The sequence below is a fragment of the Ensifer sp. EB106-03-01-XG145 genome, assembly GCF_058792075.1.
In genome coordinates, this window is the sequence record NZ_JBYTEC010000016.1 from 1 (window position 1) to 17185 (window position 17185).

A 17185-nucleotide genomic window follows, 5' to 3' on the forward strand; every position below is an offset into this window, starting at 1 on the left:
TCATCCGTTCCCTGCAAATCACGCAGGCCGGATTGAATCACGAAAACCGGCTGAAGGGGAGGTTTTTAGAGGCATCCGGCTTTGATGCGACGGCGGACAGTCTGCATGTCGGCCATCTCATGCCGATCATGGCGCTTCGGCGGCTGCAGCAGGCGGGCCACAAGCCGATCGTGCTGATCGGCAGCGGCACCACGCGGATCGGCGATCCGAGTTTTCGCTCGGCGGCGCGGCCTATGCTGTCGGAGGAGGAGATATCAGCCAATGTCGCCGGCATCCGCAAAGTGTTCGAGCGGCTGCTGACCTTCGGCGACGGGCCGAGCGATGCTCTCATGGTCAACAATGCCGACTGGCTGGACCGGATGGCCTGGATCAACATGCTGCGGGACGTCGGCAAACATTTCTCCGTCAACCGCATGCTCTCCTTCGACAGCGTCAAGACGCGGCTGGAGCAGCAGGAGAACCTGAGCTTTCTCGAGTTCAACTACATGATCCTGCAGGCGGTCGATTACCTCGAACTGTTCCGCCGCACCGGCTGCCGGCTGCAGCTCGGCGGCGGCGACCAGTGGGGCAACATCGTCGGTGGCGTCGACCTGGTGCGCCGCATCGAGGGCGCGGAGGTCTTCGGCATGACCACGCCGCTTCTGACGACGGCCTCGGGCGTCAAGATGGGCAAGACGGCGGCCGGAGCCATCTGGGTGAACGAGGACCGCCTATCGCCCTACGACTACTGGCAGTTCTGGCGCAACGCCGAGGATGCCGATGTGGTGCGCTTCCTCAAACTGTTCACCGATCTTCCGCTCGACGAGATCGAAAGGCTGGGTCGCACCGAGGGCGCGGACCTCAACGCGGTGAAGGAGCGCCTCGCCAGTGAGGCAACGACGCTGGCGCATGGGCCGGAGGCAGCCCGGCGGGCGCAGACGACGGCGCGGCAGGCCTTTGGCGAAGGTGAAGCGGCCGAGGGGCTGCCGACGGTCGTGCTGAGTGATGCCGAGCGCCTGAAGGGCATAGGTCTCGTTGACCTCGTGGTGCGGGCAGGACTGGCCTCATCGAAGGGCGAGGCACGGCGGGCAATCGCCGGGCGCGGTGTCCGCCTGGACGGAGAAGTCGTTGAGGATGCGGAGACAATCGTCTCACTCGGCGAGCATCCGGTTCGGCTCTCGCTTGGCCGCAAGCGCCATGCCGTGGTGAAGTAGCGCGGCGATCACGCGTCCCACCGCGCGCATTCCCATGCCTGTCACAGGCATCCCCCTGCCGCGCTGCGGCGGGGGATGCGCCGACCGATACGAGAAAGTCTTCGTTATGGCTCGGGATCTCTCGCCGCGCGGACGCGCGGCGGCTGGATCTCTGTGACAAGCACAGAGATGAGGGTGGACAGGATTGCCGCTACGAAGATCGTTGCCCCAAGGGAACCGGATTCCAGGGATGAAAATTCCGCAGGCGCAGGAAATCTCGGGCACCCGGAGCCACAAGATTCGGCGTCACAACGGCATCTGACGAAGTGCCGCGGCCGCGTCACCACCTCGCTCATTCCTGTGCTTGTCACAGGAATCCAGCCGCGCCGCGTCGGCGGCGCGAGGGGATGCGTTGCCCCGAATGCGCAAGCACCCAGCGTGCCGGCTCGGCATACCCCGCCGCGCGGACGTGCGGCTGCTAGATCTCTGTGACAAGCACAGAGATGAGGGGCGAGCGGGCTGTGACCGCTAAGATCGCCGCTCCGGAGGGAGGTGCTCAGGGGCGTGGACACAAGCGCGCGGTCATAAGGGCGCGGTCATAAGGGCGTGCCCAAAGGCGCGCGCGTTTGCGGGTGCCGCTACTGTTTCACCCGGGCGACGCTACCGCCGGTCAGCCCGCAGCAACCACCCTCGCCTCCGGCCGCACCTTGTTATCGCCGCCAAATTCCTCGCCCCACTTGCAGAGAGCCGCCGCCGCCACGTTCAGCGCCGCGCCGCGTTCGGTCAGCGCGTACACCACCTTTGGCGGGATTTCCGGATAGGTGGTGCGGCTGACGAGGCCGTCGGCCTCCAATTCACGCAACTGCTGCGCCAGCATCTTCTCGCTGATTAAAGGGATCGCCTGGCGCAGGCGTCCGAAGCGGCGGGCGGCCTTGCCGAGTTCGCAGAGAATATCGACCTTCCACTTGCCCTCGATCGCCCTGAGCGCGGTGGCAAAGCCACAGTTTTCCATTGCTGTCGTCACGTCATCCTCCCTTACGTCGCGGTAAGCACTTACCATCCGGTGCGTATTGCGACCCGGGCCGCCCACCTTACGTCTGAACCGCGACGACAACCGCGTCGCTGTGGAAATCAGGGCGGGATAAGGGTGCAGGCGCCCTTCCCGCGCCATGGATATGGAGACTGGGAATGCAACCTGCAATCAGCGTATTGGGAATGGGGCGCATGGGATCGGCGCTGGCGCATGCGCTTCTCAAGGCCGGGCACCCGACGACGGTGTGGAACCGCACGCCGGCAAAGGCGGCGCCGCTCGCTGCCGCCGGGGCCGAGGTGGCGGCAAGCGTGCGCAATGCGGTCGCCGCATCGCAGGTCGTCATCGTCAATGTCAGCGACTACCAGGCGACGCAAAGCCTTCTGCGCGACAAGGAGGTCGCCGGTGCCCTCGAGGGCAGACTGATCATCGAACTCACGTCAGGCACGCCCGATGGTGGCCGCGAGGCGCACGGCTGGGCGCAGCGGCAGGGTGCCCGCTATCTCGACGGCGCGATCCTGGCGACGCCGGACTTCATCGGCACCGAAGCGGGCACGCTGCTTGTCTCCGGTCCTTCAGCTGTTTTCGAGGAAGGCCGTAACGTGCTCGGCGCCCTCGGCGGCAATGTCCAGTTCATCGGCGAGGATCCGGGCCTCGCCAATGCGCTCGACAGCGCCGTGCTGGCGCTGATGTGGGGCGCATTGTTCGGTGCGCTGCAGTCGATCGCCGTTTGCCGGGCCGAGGCGATCGATCTCGGCGTGCTCGCAAGACAATGGACGGCGACGGCGCCGGTGGTCGAGGGGCTCGTCTCCGACCTCATCAAACGCAGCGCCGCCGGGCGCTATGACGCTGATGCCGAAACGCTCTCGTCCGTATCGCCGCATTACAGCGCGTTTCACCATTTGGTCGACCTGATGGAAGCCCGCGGCATCGACCGCACGATCACTGGGGGATACGAGGCGATCTTCCGCCGGGCGATCGAGGCCGGCCACCTGCACGACGATTTCGCATCGCTGTCGCAGTTCATGGGGCAGCCGGCGTAAGTCGAAAGGCGCGCTGGGGGCTGGCTCCACAAGGCGAGGCAGCACGAGCCGCCGAGCCTCACTTGGCAATCCCCGCGCCGCTGCCAACTGCTGCCGGCTTGAGCACACCGACCAGCGCCTTGCCGTCGGTGAAATAGGGGTCGCCACCGCCGTTGCGGCCGGTCTTGGTGGCACCGACGCCGGGGATTTCATAGGTCCGCGACACCTGTCCGGCCTTGTTGAGGTCGCCGATCACCAGATCGCGTTCGGCATCGAGATCGGGACCGATGTGGTGGGTGATCTGGCCGGTGTCGTGGCTCAAGCCAACGCCGCGGTCGAAGCTCGCCGAACCGAGCCAGAGCGGGCCACCGCCCTCGGCAGGCGTCGCGGTCTGCCAGAAGCGCACATGGTTGCGCTGGTCGGCGCTGCGGCCGACCGGCTTTTCGAAGGCCAGATCCTGCTTGCGCCCCTCGTAGAACAGCGGACTGACAGGCGCATCGAGATCCGGGCGGTCGAGCACGACGCTGAGGCCGATGTCGACGGACGATCGCAGCGTGACCTTGTCGGCGGCATCCCAGCCTGCAGCGTTAAAGGCACGGATGATCTGCTCCTTGGTGCCGACCAGCCCGACATTGATCGGATCACCGGGAATGCCCTGCTCCGTGGATGTCACCATGGGATTGAGCGGAACCTTCCGGCGGTCATCGTGGAAGAGCCATAGCTCCGGGACCAGGAAGTAGCTGACCGCGAGGTAGGCGGCGAGCACGATCCCCAGAAGGAGAAAGGCAACGCGCATGTTCAAGCGACGGCTCATGCCACTCTCCTTCGCTCCAGGCTCGGCGGAGGTCCCGGCCCCAGGGACAGGGAGAGAGTATGACACCGACAGAGGCGGCTGCACAGCGGCGGCGCGTAGGCGAACGCCGCCGACAGCAGGATCGGCGATCAGGGAGCCGGCAGCCGCATATCAGGCGCGGCCATGCCTTTCGTCGCAAAGCCAGAACGAACGCGACAGCGCCCGAGGCGGCGCCTTACTCCGCCGCGTGCGCCTTCATCTCCAGCGCCTCCAACTCGTAGCTGTAGCCTTCCAGCATCTCATAGGCCTGCTCTATCGTCTTGATCTGCTCGTCGGCATTCTTGATCGCCTCGGCGATTGACCGCGAGCGGGCGCGCAGCATCGAGCCGAGCACGTCGGTCTCCGGCCGGCGGCCGAGGCGGTCGAGGTGCTTGCGCACGCGGGCGCGGTGACGCTCGAGCTCGAGAATATGGAAGCGGCTCTTGACGATATCGTCGGAGAGCTTGCGCCGCATGGCGGCGACAGGATCGAAGGTTCCGGGCTCGCGCTCGTCGAGAATGAACTCGTTGACCAGCGTTTCCAGCATCATCAGCCCCTTGAGGTCGCGCGGATCGGCGAGCTGCGGATCGTAGCCGGTGTCGTCATAGACCTTGCGGCGCACGGGATCCTTGAGCAGCTCATAGGCCACCTGCAGCCGCGCAAACTGTTCGGGATCGCCGCCGGAATCCGGATGCGCGGATTTCGCCGCCTTGCGATAGGCGCTGCGGATCGCCTGATTGTCGGCGTCGCGTTCCAGTCCAAGCAATTCGTAAGGGTCGATCACGCTGTCCCCACTTCGTCTGTCATTTCCGCCACCCGGTCGAGCCAGCCGGCGCATTCTCTGGGCGACACTTCGCCCTCTGGGCGACACTTCGCCCAGTCTTCCCGGTTATCGCCCGGCCAAGGCGACTTAATCGTCCAGGCTAGGCGACCTTCGTCCGCTCCAGGCGGAATGTCGGCCCGTCGCCTTTGCCAGTGGCTACGCCATCGCCAGCGAAGACGGAACCAACCTTCGGTAAAGCCTGCGCGTTATCCCGAGGATGTGCAAGCCTTAGGCACGCGGCCAAGCGCAACGACAGCATCCGCTGCGATCCGCGACCGGCCCCGTCGGCGGCGCGCACGTTCGGTCGCGGTCGGGACGAAATTGTGTCGAGAAACGGACCGTCCCCGATTTTTCTGCCGGAGGCGTGAATGGAGTGGCGAGAAATCGGCCAAAGCCTTGCAAAGCCTGACACTCCGCGCCTTGATGCGTCGTACAAGGCGCTTGCCTTTTTCTGCAAATCCTGTCACTTCTTGCGCCGTTCGGGCGATTTCTATCCCGGAGACTGGACTTTCAACTGCGCCCGGCTTCGTGCCGGACCGCCGGCATCGGCACCGTAGACGTCTTTTCCCCGATATCGTGACCACTCGACGCCTTTCCGCTTGCAAGCGGAAGACGAGATGCCCACATCCCCTCGGGGGCGCGGGCAACGCAAATTGACTGAAGGAAAAGGACTTCTTCCATGGCCACCAAGGGCATCGTAAAATTCTTCAACCAGGACAAGGGCTTCGGCTTCATCACGCCGGATGGCGGCGCGAAGGACGTGTTCGTACACATCTCCGCCGTTCAGGCCGCTGGCCTCGCAACGCTCAAGGATGGCCAGCAGGTCACCTTCGACACCGAGCCGGATCGCATGGGCAAGGGCCCGAAGGCCGTCAACATCCAGGCTGCCTAAGCCGGATCGTCCAGTCGGACATTCATTTGGAAACGGCGCTCCGCAAGGGGCGCCGTTTTCGTTCGGGGCACGAGGTTTTGGAAGGCACGACTTCTGCTCCCCTCATGCCTGTGCTTGTCACAGGCATCCAGCCGCCGCGCGTCGGCGCGGCGAGACCTCCCCCGACGACTATTGACCTCTGTCCTCTTCTGCGCCGCGGACGCGGCGCTGCTGGATTCCTGTGACAAGCACAGGAATGAGGGAAGAAACCTCAGGCGCTAGCCGACCCTATTCCGCCGCCTGCTTGGCCGCCATGGCCTCGAACACCGCGTCGAAGGCAGCGTGGATCACTTCGGGCCCGGCGCCCTTGCGCGTCGCGTCGGCGGAAAGCAACTGCCGATAGCGCCGCGCGCCCGGCCAGCCCTGGAACAGGCCGACCATATGCCGCGTCACGTGGATCAGGCGACCGCCGTTGGCGATATGCGCGGCGGCATAATCCGCCATCACGTCACGAACATCCGCCCAGAAATCGAGATCGAGGCGATGGCCGCGCTCGGAGAACGCACCGGCTTCCTGTGCAGCCGGCGTGGCCCCGGTCAGCGGATGCGGGAAATGCCCATCCGCCGCCGTCAGCATGGCGCTGTCGTGATAGGCCGCACGGCCAAGCATGACGCCGTCCAGATGCTGCAACTGCTCAAGCGCCTGACTCAACGTCTGAAGGCCGCCATTGATACCGATGAAAAGATTGGGATTTTCCTGCTTCAGCCGATGCACCAGACCATAGTCGAGCGGCGGGATCTCGCGGTTTTCCCTCGGGCTCAGCCCCTGCAGCCAGGCCTTGCGCGCATGCACCCAGACGGCATCGGTGCCGGCCGCGACCACTTGCTCAACGAACACCCTCAGCGCCACTTCCGGGTCCTGATCGTCGACGCCGATGCGGCATTTGACCGTGACCGGGATCTTGACCGCCGCCTTCATCGCCGCAACGCAGGCAGCGACCGTCTCCGGCTCCTGCATCAGGCAGGCACCGAAGGTGCCGGATTGCACCCGGTCCGACGGGCAGCCGACATTCATGTTGATCTCGTCATAGCCGAAGTCTTCGGCGATAACAGCCGCCTCCGCCATCTTCCGGGGATCGCTGCCGCCAAGCTGAAGCGCGACCGGATGCTCGGAAGCATCAAAACCGAGCAGCTTCTGCTTGTCGCCGCGCAGGATCGCATCGGCGACGATCATCTCCGTATAGAGCAGCGCATGCCGCGACAGTTGCCGCGCAAAGAACCGGTAGTGCCTGTCCGTCCAATCGATCATAGGCGCCACGGCGAAAACCGGGGCGTTGAAATAGTGACGGTTGCCCGGATTTCCGGGCTGTGCGCGGCCTTCTGCCATGCTCGATCAGCTCTCGTTATTCTGGTTTTGCGCGCCGGCGCTACAATGTAGCACTCACGGCAGATTTGCAGCACTGGCGCCCGATTGGCGCCAAAGCCCCCAGATGGGACGGCGCCTTATACAGTGCAACGCCGAAGAATGCGAGACCGTCTCGAACGACACGGCCCATCCCCCGATTCTCGCCCCCTGCAATGCGGTGATAGCCGCATGACGGCCCCTATCCGATTGATATTGCAGCCGCGCGACCCGCCGGGTACAACCTGCGCGGCAACGACACATGGGGAACAACGAATGCTGAAATACCTCTCTCTCGCACTGGCCGCTCTTGCGCTCTCCGGCTGCCAGCCGCCGGCGCCAGACTCCGTTGTGCCGTCGCAAAAGCCGCCGTCGGCAGCCATGCGCAATGCCTATGTGAAATTGGCGCGGGGCGTTGGCGCCAAGGGTGCCCAGTTCAAGATGGCCGAGATCTCGAGCGTGGTGCTGCTCAATCCCGATGCCAAGATCTATGCCTTCTGCGTCCGCTTCAGGGAAACCCGGTTCCAGCATCGGCTGCAAATGAGTGGCTACGCCTGGCGCGATGGGCAGATCATCGACGCGAGCACGAATGATTCCCGCTGCGGTGACAAGAGACTACGCTACTACGACTTCCCTGAACTCCTTGCGATACGGGGCTGATGGCATCAACACCAAGGCGGCGGTGGTCCCCCGCCGGCAGCATGGTTTCCTTTTTGTTAAGCAGAATCTCCGATTGTTCCGCTTTGACATGATCGTCGTCGGAGCGAAGACATGAGCTACGATTGGAGCGGCGCACGGCGCCGGCGGACAATAGCGACCGTCATAGGGGCAGCGTTCCTTCTGGCGGCGCTGGCCGCCACGGTTGCCGCGGCAGTGGCCGGCAGTATCTTCTGAGATACCCCTTTTGGGTGAGGCAGGCGGCCAGGGCCGCCTGCCTGTATTTGAAGGACCAACGCCGGACCGAACCGCTTACCGAACTCCGGCCAACTTGCCTTCTTCGTCGGCAAATGATCGCCTTTCGCCGCAACCAGCAAGCGAAGGAATCACGCGATGTCGAAATCCCCGGACGAAATGAGCAATGAAGAGCTGCGCCTCCATGGCGACGCGGCCCGGCTCGGGCAACTCTCGATCCTGAATGCGACGGTCGCGGCTCTCGTCATGCAGGCCGGAGACAAACAGGCGATCGTCGATTCCATCGCCAATTGCCTCGCCGATCTCAAGGCCGCCTGGCAGAACGAAACGGATGCGAGCTCTTTTGGCGAAGCGGCGATGGCCGGCGCGCAGGCGTCCGCCAATCTCTTTCTCTACTTCGCAGGCCCGCCCGCGCGGCACGACGCGTGACGCGATCCGCCGTCACCACCGCTTCCTGGACTTGACAGAAGCGACCGAAGGCGATTACAGCGCCGCGCGTCTATCGAGATGCCAGCGGTCGCTGTCCAGGAACCTGCTCCCTAGTTTCGCCCATCAATCGATTCCGAACTAAGGATTTGCACGGTAAGGCAGTGCCCCCTGTATCGATACAGTTGACAGGAAAAAGGACGGACGGCATGAAACGCGCGATCGCGGCACTGCTCACGCTTCTCTTGGCCGGATGCCAGTCGATGGAGTTGGAGGCGCCTGAAGTCGCAAGGCCGAGACCGGCTGCCCCCTCCGTACCGACGCTTTCCGGCGACGCGCTCCAGGCCTTCCTCGTCGGAAAGACGCTGCGCTACAACCTCAACGGCGTCAATTCCACTTTCTACGCCGACGGCCGCTACGGCTATCGCGACTACGAGGTGCGCGACGGCGGCAGCTACACGATCACTGGCGACGAGGTTTGCATCACCTTCGAGGACGGCGGGCGGCGCTGCGACCAGTATGCGCAGATCGGCCCCGACTATTATCGCATCGAGGAAGGCGGTCGCCGCACCAAGGTCGACCGCGTCGTGCCCGCGGCCTGATAGCCGATCTCCGATTAATCGCTAGACCACTGGAACCCCTCATTCCCAAGGGGTCAAATTCGCTTGCGTTCTGCCATAGTGCCGGGCGGGGAAATGGGTGCTGCGGGAGGAACAGGTGGCCCCTTTGCGAGCGACACAATGCCTTGCCCTGTCGAAGGGTGACATGGAGAGGCTGCAACGTGTCTTCGACGAGCTTTGCCGGGAACAGGGCTGGGCACGCGACGGCGAACGGGCGCGGCGCCATGCCCGCATGCTGATCGACGACTACCTTGCCGGCAATACCAACGAGATGCACCTGCTTCTTGCAGGACGCGCCTTTGCCGAGCGCCTGCGGCACGACGTCTCCCTTTAGGGTCGTGGCGTCCTTTTCGGCCATCGCCGCACGCCGCCAGCGCGTGCAGCGCGCTGATCAAACACGGAAAAGCTGCTTACAAATCCCTCCTCCTGCGCTACATTAGCAAGATCGACTGTCGATGCCGCTTGAGAGGAGCCAGGGGGCCGACAGCCGCAGTGCCGACATTCATTGAGATGATCTCGAGGAGGAGACGCATGCAAGTAGTCTGGAAACAGCCGATCGAGCTCGACTTTGTTGGCGGCATGTGCCGCACCGTGAAAGGCCCCTCAGACGCGCTCGCCTGCCTTGCCGACCATTGGCCCCGCCGCGGGCCGTTCTATGTTGCCGCCCGCAGTGCCTGCCGCGCCGCAATCGATGGTCGCCGCACGGCCGAGGAGGCGCGAACGCTGTTCATATCGGCTGCCGAAGAGGCCGAACTGGACGCTCACTGAGGCGCAACCGCGCCGGACCGTATCCCGCCGCACGAAGCGGCGCACGCTCGCCAGCGGCGGGCGCAAGATGACGTTTTAGTTGAAGCCGCTTAGTTGAAGCCGCAGACCCAATACCCGTCGACGAACGGCTCAGATACCGGGCATTTGCCCAAAAACCGCATCATTTCGGCGCATTATCGCCCAATCATGCATGATTTTTCCAGAAACGGCCCGATTTCTGTCGTGAAGCCTTCACTTCTTCCGGCTATATTCTGAGGTGCCTCACAAAAACCAATTTCGGAGCGCTTTATTCCCCGCAAGGGAATTTAAAAAAAACGATAGAAAACGATATACGGGAGAGAACATATGAGCGAGAGCAATCTCTATCGCATCGTTGAAGTCAGCGTGAAGCGTGAAGGTGGCCGCCGTGACGTCGGTATCATGACGGTGCGCCAGGCCCTTGAGCTTCCCCAAGTTCCCAGTCTCGAATACAGCCATCCGGAGCTCAATTCGCGTTCCGACGGCAGGTTCCTGACCCGCGATCAGCTTCAGGCCTACGCACACTGCGCCTGAGTTTGCCGCTCACGGCATCCTCTCGGCTGCCGTGATCTCGCGCGCCCATCCGGGCGCGCTTTAGTCCCAAAATCCTTCTCAAACCTTCGTCTTATTTTTCATCGGATCGATTCCGATTCGCGGATTTATGCAGTAACGTCCGGATTCTTCCCTGCCTCGCTCGAAACCGCACTCGGTCGACGGCGAGCGCCTATCAAACGCGCAGCGATCTTTCTGTCCGTTGAGACCGATGGACGCCCAAGACCGGACGATCATGGAAACTATCATCCCTCCTCCGCTTCCCGTGCTGCTGCCGATCTCAGGCAGTCTGGTCGGCTTTCCGGTTCGCCGGGTCTATTGCGTCGGCCGCAACTATGCTGCCCACGCCATCGAGATGGGTCACGATCCGGACCGCGAACCGCCGTTCTTCTTCCAGAAGAATCCGGATAACCTGCTTGCCGCCGGTAGCGCCTTCCCCTATCCGCCGCTGACCGCCGACGTCCATCACGAGGTCGAACTCGTCGTGGCGCTGAAGCGCGGCGGCAGCGACATCGCCGTCGAGGATGCGCTGGATTGCGTCTACGGCTATGCCGTCGGCATCGACTTCACCCGCCGCGATCTGCAGGCCGAGGCCAAGAAGGCCGGAAAGCCCTGGGCCGCCGCCAAGGCCTTCGAACATTCCGCTCCGGTCTCGGTGATCGTGCCGGCCGAAGCGATCGGCCACCCGGTCAACGGCAATATCTGGTTGAAGGTGAATGGCGAAATGCGCCAGCAGGGCGATCTCGATCAGATGATCTGGAAGGTGCCGGAAGTGATCGCCGAGCTCTCCAAGCTCTTCACGCTGGCTCCCGGCGACGTCATCATGACCGGCACGCCGTCGGGCGTTGGTGCCGTCGTGCGCGGCGACCAGGTCACCTGCGGCGTCGACGGCGTCGCGGCGCTTGCGGTTAGCGTCCTTTAGAAAAATTGTGCCAGGAACGGCGTGACGCGCACTTCCTGGCACCCCATCATTTCAGACGACACGAAGGATATCTGCCGATGCCGCTTTATGCCCTTGGATCGCTTCGCCCGCAGACCCCGCCGAACGGCGGCTACTGGGTGGCCCCGGACGCAAACGTCATCGGACAGGTCGAGATCGGCGACGAGGTTGGCATCTGGTTCGGCGTGACGCTGCGCGGCGACAACGAGCCGATCCGGCTCGGTGCCCGCACCAATATCCAGGAAAACGTCGTCATCCATGTCGACCCGGGCTTCCCGGTCACGATCGGCGAAGGCTGCACCATCGGCCATGGTGCCATCATCCACGGCTGCACCATCGGCGAGAACTCGCTGATCGGCATGGGTGCGACGGTGCTCAACGGCGCCAAGATCGGCCGCAACTGCCTGGTCGGTGCCAATGCGCTAGTGACCGAGGGCAAGGAGTTTCCGGACAATTCGCTGATCGTCGGCGCGCCGGCCAAGGCGATCCGTACGCTGGACGACGCTGCTGTTGAAGGGCTGAAGCGCTCGGCAGCGCACTACGTCAAGAACTGGCGGCGCTACGCCTCCGATCTCACCCGGCTGGATTGAACCCCAGGCCAATCCGAAAAGGCGGTCCGCCCTGATTGGCGGGACCGAACTTACACGCAGCTCTGGCAATGGCCGCGGATCTCGATCGTGGTCTTCTCGGTCTTGAAGTTCTGCGCCCGCGTCAGCGTCGAAAGCCGCTGCTCGATCGCCTCGTCATGAAACTCCGTCACCTGGCCGCAGCCTTCGCAGATGGTGAAGGCGGTGACGCCGTGGTCGTGCTCGTGATCATGCGGGCAGCTACAGGCGACGAAGGCGTTCAGGCTCTCCAGCCGGTGCACGAGGCCGTATTCGAGCAGCTTGTCGAGCGCGCGATAAACCTGCAGCGGCGCACGAAAACCATGATCGCGCAGCTTGTCGAGAATGGTGTAGGCGCTCATCGGCCCTTCGGAATGGCTGAGCGCATCCATCACCAGCGTCTGGTTCTTGGTCAGTTGCGGCGTCGCCATCAGTGGTGTCCTCCGGGCGTGGAATGGTGCGCTGCCTCGATCGGGCGGCGGCCGATCGGTAGCAGACTCAGAACGAAAAGCCCAACCGCAGCAACGACGATAGACGGTCCCGACGGCGTATCCCAGTGCAGCGAACCGAAAAGTCCGCCGGTAACCGCAAGCGCACCGATGACCGAGGCAAGCACCGCCATCACCTCAGGCGAGGTCGAGAACCGCCGCGCAGTCGCCGCCGGGATGATGAGCAGCGAGGTGATGAGCAGGATGCCGACGATCTTCATGGCGATCGCGATGACAAGCGCCATCAGCAGCATGAAGAAGAGCCGCGTGCGCTCGGGCTGCAGCCCCTCCGCCTCCGCCAGTTCCGGATTGACGGTGGACGCCAAGAGCGGCCGCCAGAGATAGACGATGGCGAAGATGACGAGGATGCCGCCGCCCCAGATGATGTCGATGTCGGATTCCGAGACGGCGAGAATGTCGCCGAAGAGGAAGCCGACGAGATCGATGCGCACCCACGTCATGAAGGCGACGATGACGAGGCCGAAGGAGAGCGCCGAATGCGAAAGGATGCCGAGCAGTGCATCGGTCGAAAGCGCCCCTCGCCGCTGCAGGAAGAGGAGCAGCACCGAGACGACGGCGGCAACGATGAAGACGCTGAGCATCAGGTTGAGCTCGAGAAGCAGCGATAGCGCCACGCCGAGCAGCGCCGAATGCGCCATGGTGTCACCGAAATAGGCCATGCGTCGCCAGATGACGAAGCAGCCGAGCGGCCCCGCCATGACGGCGATGCCGATGCCGGCGATCAGCGCGCGCACGAAGAAATCGTCAAGCATCGCGCTTCTCCTTCGCGTCATAGCCATGCAGCCGCGTGTGGTGGCCGCAGCCGCAATCCTCGCCGTGGTCGTGCACGTTTTCCTCGTCGTCATGGTGGTGGCCGTCGCCGGGGAAGCAATGTTCCGTAATCGAGCCGTCGGCATGGAGCACCCGGCCATCGGGCAGATGGGTATGGTCATGGTGGTGGCTGTAGACCGCAAGCGTATTGGCCGCCCGCCTACCGAAGAGCTTCTGGTATTCCGGGCTCTGGCTGACGGCCTGCGGCGTACCGCGGCAGCAGACGTGACCGTTCAGGCAGACGACCGTGTCGGTCTCGGCCATGACGATGTGCAGGTCGTGCGAAATCAGAAGGATGCCGCAGCCTGTGCGGTTGCGGATCTGTTTGATCAGTTCGTAAAGCGCAATCTCGCCGCTGAAATCGACGCCCTGCACCGGCTCGTCCAGCACGAGCAGGTCGGGCTTGCGGGCGATGGCACGGGCAAGCAGCGCCCGCTGGAACTCGCCGCCCGACAGATGCTGGACTTCAGCTTTCGCCAGATGCAGCACGCCGGTCGCCGAAAGCGCTTCCTCGATCTCCCTGCCCTTCAAGGGGCCGGTCAGCGTCATCAGCCGCTCGACCGTCAAGGGCAGTGTCCAGTCGACGGCGAGCTTCTGCGGCACGTAGCCGACTTTCAGGCCCGGCTTGCGCTCGACATAGCCCTCATCCGGCTTCAACACGCCGATCGCCGCCTTTGCCGTCGTCGATTTGCCCGAGCCGTTCGGCCCGATCAGCGTGACGATCTCGCCCGGGCTGATCGAGAACTCGACGCCGCGCACCAGCCAGCGGCCGTTGCGGCGCACGCCGGTTTTGCTGAGATTGACCAACGGCAACGTGTCTGGGGAGCGGAAATTCAGCATGAAAAAATTCCGGATTGGATGGTTGCCACTGGCTATCGCACACGTTATAGCATAACGCAATTGATGTAATAACATTACATGATTGCTTCAAGCCCTTCAATGGCCTGTTGCATCGATGCTTTGCATGCCCGACAGCGTGCCCGGTCGATAGGGCCAGGCGCGCCATTCAAGCCCGGAGAACCCGATGAAATCGACTTCCGCCCTGCTTTTTGCCTCCACCATGCTTCTCGCCGCACCGGCCATCGCGGCCGGTCCCAATGTGGTGGTTTCGATCAAGCCGATCCACTCCCTCGTCGCCTCGATCATGCAGGGCGTCGGCGAACCGTCGCTGATTGTCGAGGGCGCCGCTTCGCCGCACACCTACAACATGAAACCTTCCAACGCCTCTGCCCTGCAGGCGGCAAAGGTGGTCTTCTGGGTCGGCCCCGGCCTTGAAGCCTTCCTCGACAAGCCGCTCGACGCGCTGAGTGGCAGCGCCAAGGTGGTGGAACTCAGCGAAGCGCCAGGCCTCGAGAAGCTGAAATTCCGCGAGGGTGGCGCGTTTGAGGCGCATGACCATGGCGATGAAGGACACGGCGACGAAGGCCACAAGCATGCGGAAGGCGAAACGGAGCATGATGACGCCGCAGCGCCGGAAGCGGCCGCCGGGCACGATCACGGCCATGATCATGAGCACGGCCACGGCGATACTGACATGCACATGTGGCTCGACCCTGTGAATGCCAAGGCGATGGCTGCCGAGATCGAGAAGACGCTCGCCGAAGCCGATCCGGACAATGCCGGCGCCTACAAGGCCAATCTTGAGGCGTTGAACAAGCGGCTGGACGACCTTGATGCAAAGCTTGCCGAAACGGTCGCGCCGGTGAAAGACAAGCCCTTCGTCGTCTTCCACGATGCCTATCAGTATTTCGAGCACCGCTACAAGGTCCGCGTCGCCGGCTCGATCACGGTCAGCCCGGAAGTGCTGCCGGGCGCCGAGCGACTTTCCCAGATCCATGCCAAGATCAAGGAGCTAGGTGCGACCTGTGTTTTTGCCGAGCCGCAGTTCGAGCCGAAGCTGATCAATGTGGTGATCGAAGGAACGCCGGCGAAATCCGGCACGCTCGACCCGGAAGCCGGCACGCTCGACGCCGGCCCGGATCTCTACTTCCAGCTGATGGAAAACATCGGCACATCGCTGAAAACCTGCCTCGCCTCGGCAAGCTGATCCGTCCTCCCAAGACGGCAAAGGCGGGCGTTCGCTTCTCTCGAATGTGGGGAGCGCCCGCCTCGCTCCGCTGGCAAAGCGTGAGATGGCATGCTTGCGAGCGGTTATCCCACACTCCGTCATCCTCGCCCTTGTGGCGGGATGCAGTGACCCGACGTCCGTCGGGTAAAAAAACTCTTTCGACCCAAGGACTTGGGCCAGCTGGATTCCTGTGACAGGCACAGGAATGACGGAGGTGTTGACCCTGCCTTCATCGGCGGGCCCTCCCGATCGGAGGCGGCTTTGTCAGCAGGCTGAAGCGGGCGATCGTGCTCGCCTTTTTTACCCGCAACAATCGTAACGATATAACATACAGGAAACAATCGATGGAAAAGCTTCCCGTTACCGTTCTCTCCGGCTTCCTCGGCGCCGGCAAGACGACGCTGCTCAACCACGTGCTTTCCAACCGCGACGGCCTGCGCGTCGCCGTCATCGTCAACGACATGAGCGAAGTCAACATCGACGCGGCGCTGGTGCGCGACGGCGGCGCCGGCCTCTCGCGCACGGAAGAGCAGCTGGTGGAAATGACCAATGGCTGCATCTGTTGCACGCTGCGCGACGATCTGCTGAAGGAGGTCCGCAACCTCGCCGAACAGAACCGCTTCGACTATCTGCTGATCGAATCGAGCGGCATTTCCGAGCCCCTGCCCGTCGCCACCACCTTCGACTTTCGCGACGAGGACGGCGAGAGCCTGGCCGATGTCGCCCGCCTCGACACGATGGTCACCGTCGTCGATGCCGTGAACCTGATCGCGGACTATTCCTCGCTCGATTTCCTTGCCGATCGCGGTGAGACGGCGGGTGAAGGCGATACACGCACGCTCGTCGACTTGCTTGTCGAGCAGATCGAATTCGCCGATGTCGTCGTTTTGAACAAGATCGGCACCGCCACGCCCGAGCAGCTGGACGCCGCCCGCAAGATCATCGTCAGCCTTAATCCCGATGCGCAGCTGATCGAGACCGATTTCGGCAAGGTCAAGCTGCGCGATGTGCTCGGAACCGGCCGCTTCGATATCGTCCAGGCCGAGCAGCATCCCCTCTGGTACAAGGAACTGCACGGTTTCAAGGATCATGTTCCGGAGACAGAGGAATACGGCATCCACTCCTTCGTCTATCGCGCCCGCCGGCCTCTCGATCCCATGCGCTTCCAGGCTTTTCTCAATCGCTCCTGGCCGGGCGTGCTCAGGGCCAAGGGTTTCTTCTGGCTCGCGACCCGGCCGCACTATGTCGGCGAGATCAGCCAGGCGGGTCCGCTCGTCAGAACCGGCAAGATGGGCCTCTGGTGGTCCGCGGTGCCGAAGGAGCAATGGCCGCGCGACCCTGGCTTCCTGAAGGCTGTCGGTCCCTATATCGATCCGGTCTGGGGCGACCGACGCCAGGAGATCGTCTTCATCGGCGCAGATCCGATGAGCGAGACAGAGATTCGCGCCGAACTCGACGCCTGCCTCATCGCCGACGAAGCCTTCCAACCAGAGCGCTGGCGCGATCTCGCCGATCCCTTCGCCAACTGGTCGCCGCGGGCCGCCTGATGGCAGAGGCCGCGCCAATTCCGCGTCGGCCGCGCTTCATGTGCATGGCGCTCAACACCGCCGGGCGGCCGGTGCCGATGTTCGATCCGTTCTTAGGGGAAACGGCTGGGGAGGAAGAGGCATTGGAGCCAATGGGCGAGATCGAAGGCATGTTGTTCGGAGAGCGGGAATACTCGCCGACCCTCGGAACGGTAGCGGTGCGCGCCAAGTGAAGGGGCAAACAAGACTCGAAGAGGCGCTTGTGAAGTGCAACAGCCGC

General features: G+C 63.5%; 22 protein-coding genes. 15 read left to right on the top strand and 7 right to left on the bottom strand.

What is annotated here, in order from left to right:
• Window positions 1–1193, top strand: a 1193-nt coding sequence (gene tyrS, locus AC3WWH_RS26865; protein WP_492377329.1) for a tyrosine--tRNA ligase, incomplete at its 5' end; no start/stop codon positions are given.
• Window positions 1194–1842: 649 nt separating this feature from the next.
• Here the strand turns inward: tyrS and AC3WWH_RS26870 are convergent.
• Window positions 1843–2196 (bottom strand): winged helix-turn-helix transcriptional regulator, encoded by a 354-nt coding sequence (locus AC3WWH_RS26870; protein ID WP_245299245.1) that lies wholly within the window; start codon window positions 2194–2196, stop codon window positions 1843–1845.
• Window positions 2197–2360: 164 nt separating this feature from the next.
• Here AC3WWH_RS26870 and AC3WWH_RS26875 point away from each other — a divergent pair, with 164 nt between their 5' ends.
• Complete coding sequence (locus tag AC3WWH_RS26875) at window positions 2361–3245, top strand: NAD(P)-dependent oxidoreductase (protein WP_063891529.1); 885 nt, start codon at window positions 2361–2363, stop codon at window positions 3243–3245.
• Window positions 3246–3303: 58 nt separating this feature from the next.
• Here the strand turns inward: AC3WWH_RS26875 and AC3WWH_RS26880 are convergent, their stop codons facing one another.
• The gene (locus tag AC3WWH_RS26880) at window positions 3304–4038 is read right to left on the bottom strand and encodes an LssY C-terminal domain-containing protein (protein ID WP_058324222.1); all 735 of its coding nucleotides are present in this window, start codon (window positions 4036–4038) and stop codon (window positions 3304–3306) included.
• A 214-nt stretch (window positions 4039–4252) separates the two neighbouring features.
• Window positions 4253–4894, bottom strand: coding sequence for a J domain-containing protein (locus AC3WWH_RS26885; RefSeq protein ID WP_093232964.1), 642 nt, complete (start codon window positions 4892–4894; stop codon window positions 4253–4255).
• A 664-nt stretch (window positions 4895–5558) separates the two neighbouring features.
• Between AC3WWH_RS26885 and AC3WWH_RS26890 the strand changes: the two genes are divergently transcribed.
• Complete coding sequence (locus AC3WWH_RS26890; protein ID WP_034788487.1) at window positions 5559–5771, top strand: cold-shock protein; 213 nt, start codon at window positions 5559–5561, stop codon at window positions 5769–5771.
• Between the two features lie 267 nt (window positions 5772–6038).
• Here the strand turns inward: AC3WWH_RS26890 and dusA are convergent, their stop codons facing one another.
• Complete coding sequence (gene dusA, locus AC3WWH_RS26895; RefSeq protein ID WP_058324221.1) at window positions 6039–7136, bottom strand: tRNA dihydrouridine(20/20a) synthase DusA; 1098 nt, start codon at window positions 7134–7136, stop codon at window positions 6039–6041.
• A 291-nt stretch (window positions 7137–7427) separates the two neighbouring features.
• Here dusA and AC3WWH_RS26900 point away from each other — a divergent pair, with 291 nt between their 5' ends.
• The 9 genes from AC3WWH_RS26900 (at window position 7428) to AC3WWH_RS26940 (ending at window position 11977) form a co-directional block, all read left to right on the top strand.
• Window positions 7428–7811 carry a hypothetical protein gene (locus tag AC3WWH_RS26900; protein ID WP_058324220.1) on the top strand — a complete coding sequence of 128 codons (384 nt, stop codon included), beginning with the start codon at window positions 7428–7430 and terminating at the stop codon, window positions 7809–7811.
• Window positions 7812–7922: 111 nt separating this feature from the next.
• Window positions 7923–8045 (top strand): hypothetical protein, encoded by a 123-nt coding sequence (locus AC3WWH_RS26905; protein ID WP_255570991.1) that lies wholly within the window; start codon window positions 7923–7925, stop codon window positions 8043–8045.
• 156 nt (window positions 8046–8201) lie between these two features.
• A complete protein-coding gene (locus AC3WWH_RS26910; protein WP_058324219.1) occupies window positions 8202–8492 on the top strand; it encodes a hypothetical protein in 291 nt (96 codons plus the stop codon).
• 206 nt (window positions 8493–8698) lie between these two features.
• Window positions 8699–9091: a hypothetical protein gene (locus AC3WWH_RS26915; protein WP_057254290.1), complete on the top strand. Its 393-nt coding sequence runs from the start codon at window positions 8699–8701 to the stop codon at window positions 9089–9091.
• 115 nt (window positions 9092–9206) lie between these two features.
• Entirely contained in the window at window positions 9207–9443 is a 237-nt protein-coding gene (locus AC3WWH_RS26920) for a hypothetical protein (protein WP_093232960.1), read from the top strand.
• 197 nt (window positions 9444–9640) lie between these two features.
• The gene (locus AC3WWH_RS26925; RefSeq protein WP_082616090.1) at window positions 9641–9877 is read left to right on the top strand and encodes a DUF982 domain-containing protein; all 237 of its coding nucleotides are present in this window, start codon (window positions 9641–9643) and stop codon (window positions 9875–9877) included.
• 345 nt (window positions 9878–10222) lie between these two features.
• A complete protein-coding gene (locus AC3WWH_RS26930) occupies window positions 10223–10429 on the top strand; it encodes a hypothetical protein (protein WP_057254287.1) in 207 nt (68 codons plus the stop codon).
• Window positions 10430–10682: 253 nt separating this feature from the next.
• A complete protein-coding gene (locus tag AC3WWH_RS26935) occupies window positions 10683–11369 on the top strand; it encodes a fumarylacetoacetate hydrolase family protein (RefSeq protein ID WP_058324228.1) in 687 nt (228 codons plus the stop codon).
• Window positions 11370–11446: 77 nt separating this feature from the next.
• Window positions 11447–11977 (top strand): gamma carbonic anhydrase family protein, encoded by a 531-nt coding sequence (locus tag AC3WWH_RS26940; RefSeq protein ID WP_058324218.1) that lies wholly within the window; start codon window positions 11447–11449, stop codon window positions 11975–11977.
• 50 nt (window positions 11978–12027) lie between these two features.
• On the opposite strand, the gene AC3WWH_RS26945 is transcribed toward AC3WWH_RS26940, so the two are convergent.
• The 3 genes from AC3WWH_RS26945 to AC3WWH_RS26955 are packed head-to-tail and all read right to left on the bottom strand — an operon-like array spanning window position 12028 to window position 14151.
• On the bottom strand, window positions 12028–12423 hold the full coding sequence (locus AC3WWH_RS26945; protein WP_057254283.1) for a Fur family transcriptional regulator: 396 nt from the start codon (window positions 12421–12423) through the stop codon (window positions 12028–12030).
• Window positions 12423–13253, bottom strand: a complete 831-nt coding sequence (znuB, locus tag AC3WWH_RS26950) for a zinc ABC transporter permease subunit ZnuB (protein WP_058324217.1) — start codon at window positions 13251–13253, stop codon at window positions 12423–12425. The genes AC3WWH_RS26945 and znuB overlap by 1 nt, the downstream gene beginning before the upstream one ends.
• On the bottom strand, window positions 13246–14151 hold the full coding sequence (locus AC3WWH_RS26955) for an ATP-binding cassette domain-containing protein (RefSeq protein ID WP_058324216.1): 906 nt from the start codon (window positions 14149–14151) through the stop codon (window positions 13246–13248). Before AC3WWH_RS26955 ends, znuB begins: the two co-directional genes overlap by 8 nt.
• Before the next feature lie 184 nt (window positions 14152–14335).
• Here AC3WWH_RS26955 and znuA point away from each other — a divergent pair, with 184 nt between their 5' ends.
• The 3 genes from znuA (at window position 14336) to AC3WWH_RS26970 (ending at window position 17138) form a co-directional block, all read left to right on the top strand.
• Window positions 14336–15358: a zinc ABC transporter substrate-binding protein ZnuA gene (znuA, locus tag AC3WWH_RS26960; RefSeq protein WP_057254278.1), complete on the top strand. Its 1023-nt coding sequence runs from the start codon at window positions 14336–14338 to the stop codon at window positions 15356–15358.
• Between the two features lie 365 nt (window positions 15359–15723).
• Window positions 15724–16926: a zinc metallochaperone GTPase ZigA gene (zigA, locus tag AC3WWH_RS26965; protein WP_058324215.1), complete on the top strand. Its 1203-nt coding sequence runs from the start codon at window positions 15724–15726 to the stop codon at window positions 16924–16926.
• Window positions 16926–17138, top strand: coding sequence for a hypothetical protein (locus tag AC3WWH_RS26970; protein ID WP_110878712.1), 213 nt, complete (start codon window positions 16926–16928; stop codon window positions 17136–17138). The genes zigA and AC3WWH_RS26970 overlap by 1 nt, the downstream gene beginning before the upstream one ends.
• The last annotated feature ends 47 nt before the right edge of the window (window positions 17139–17185 follow it).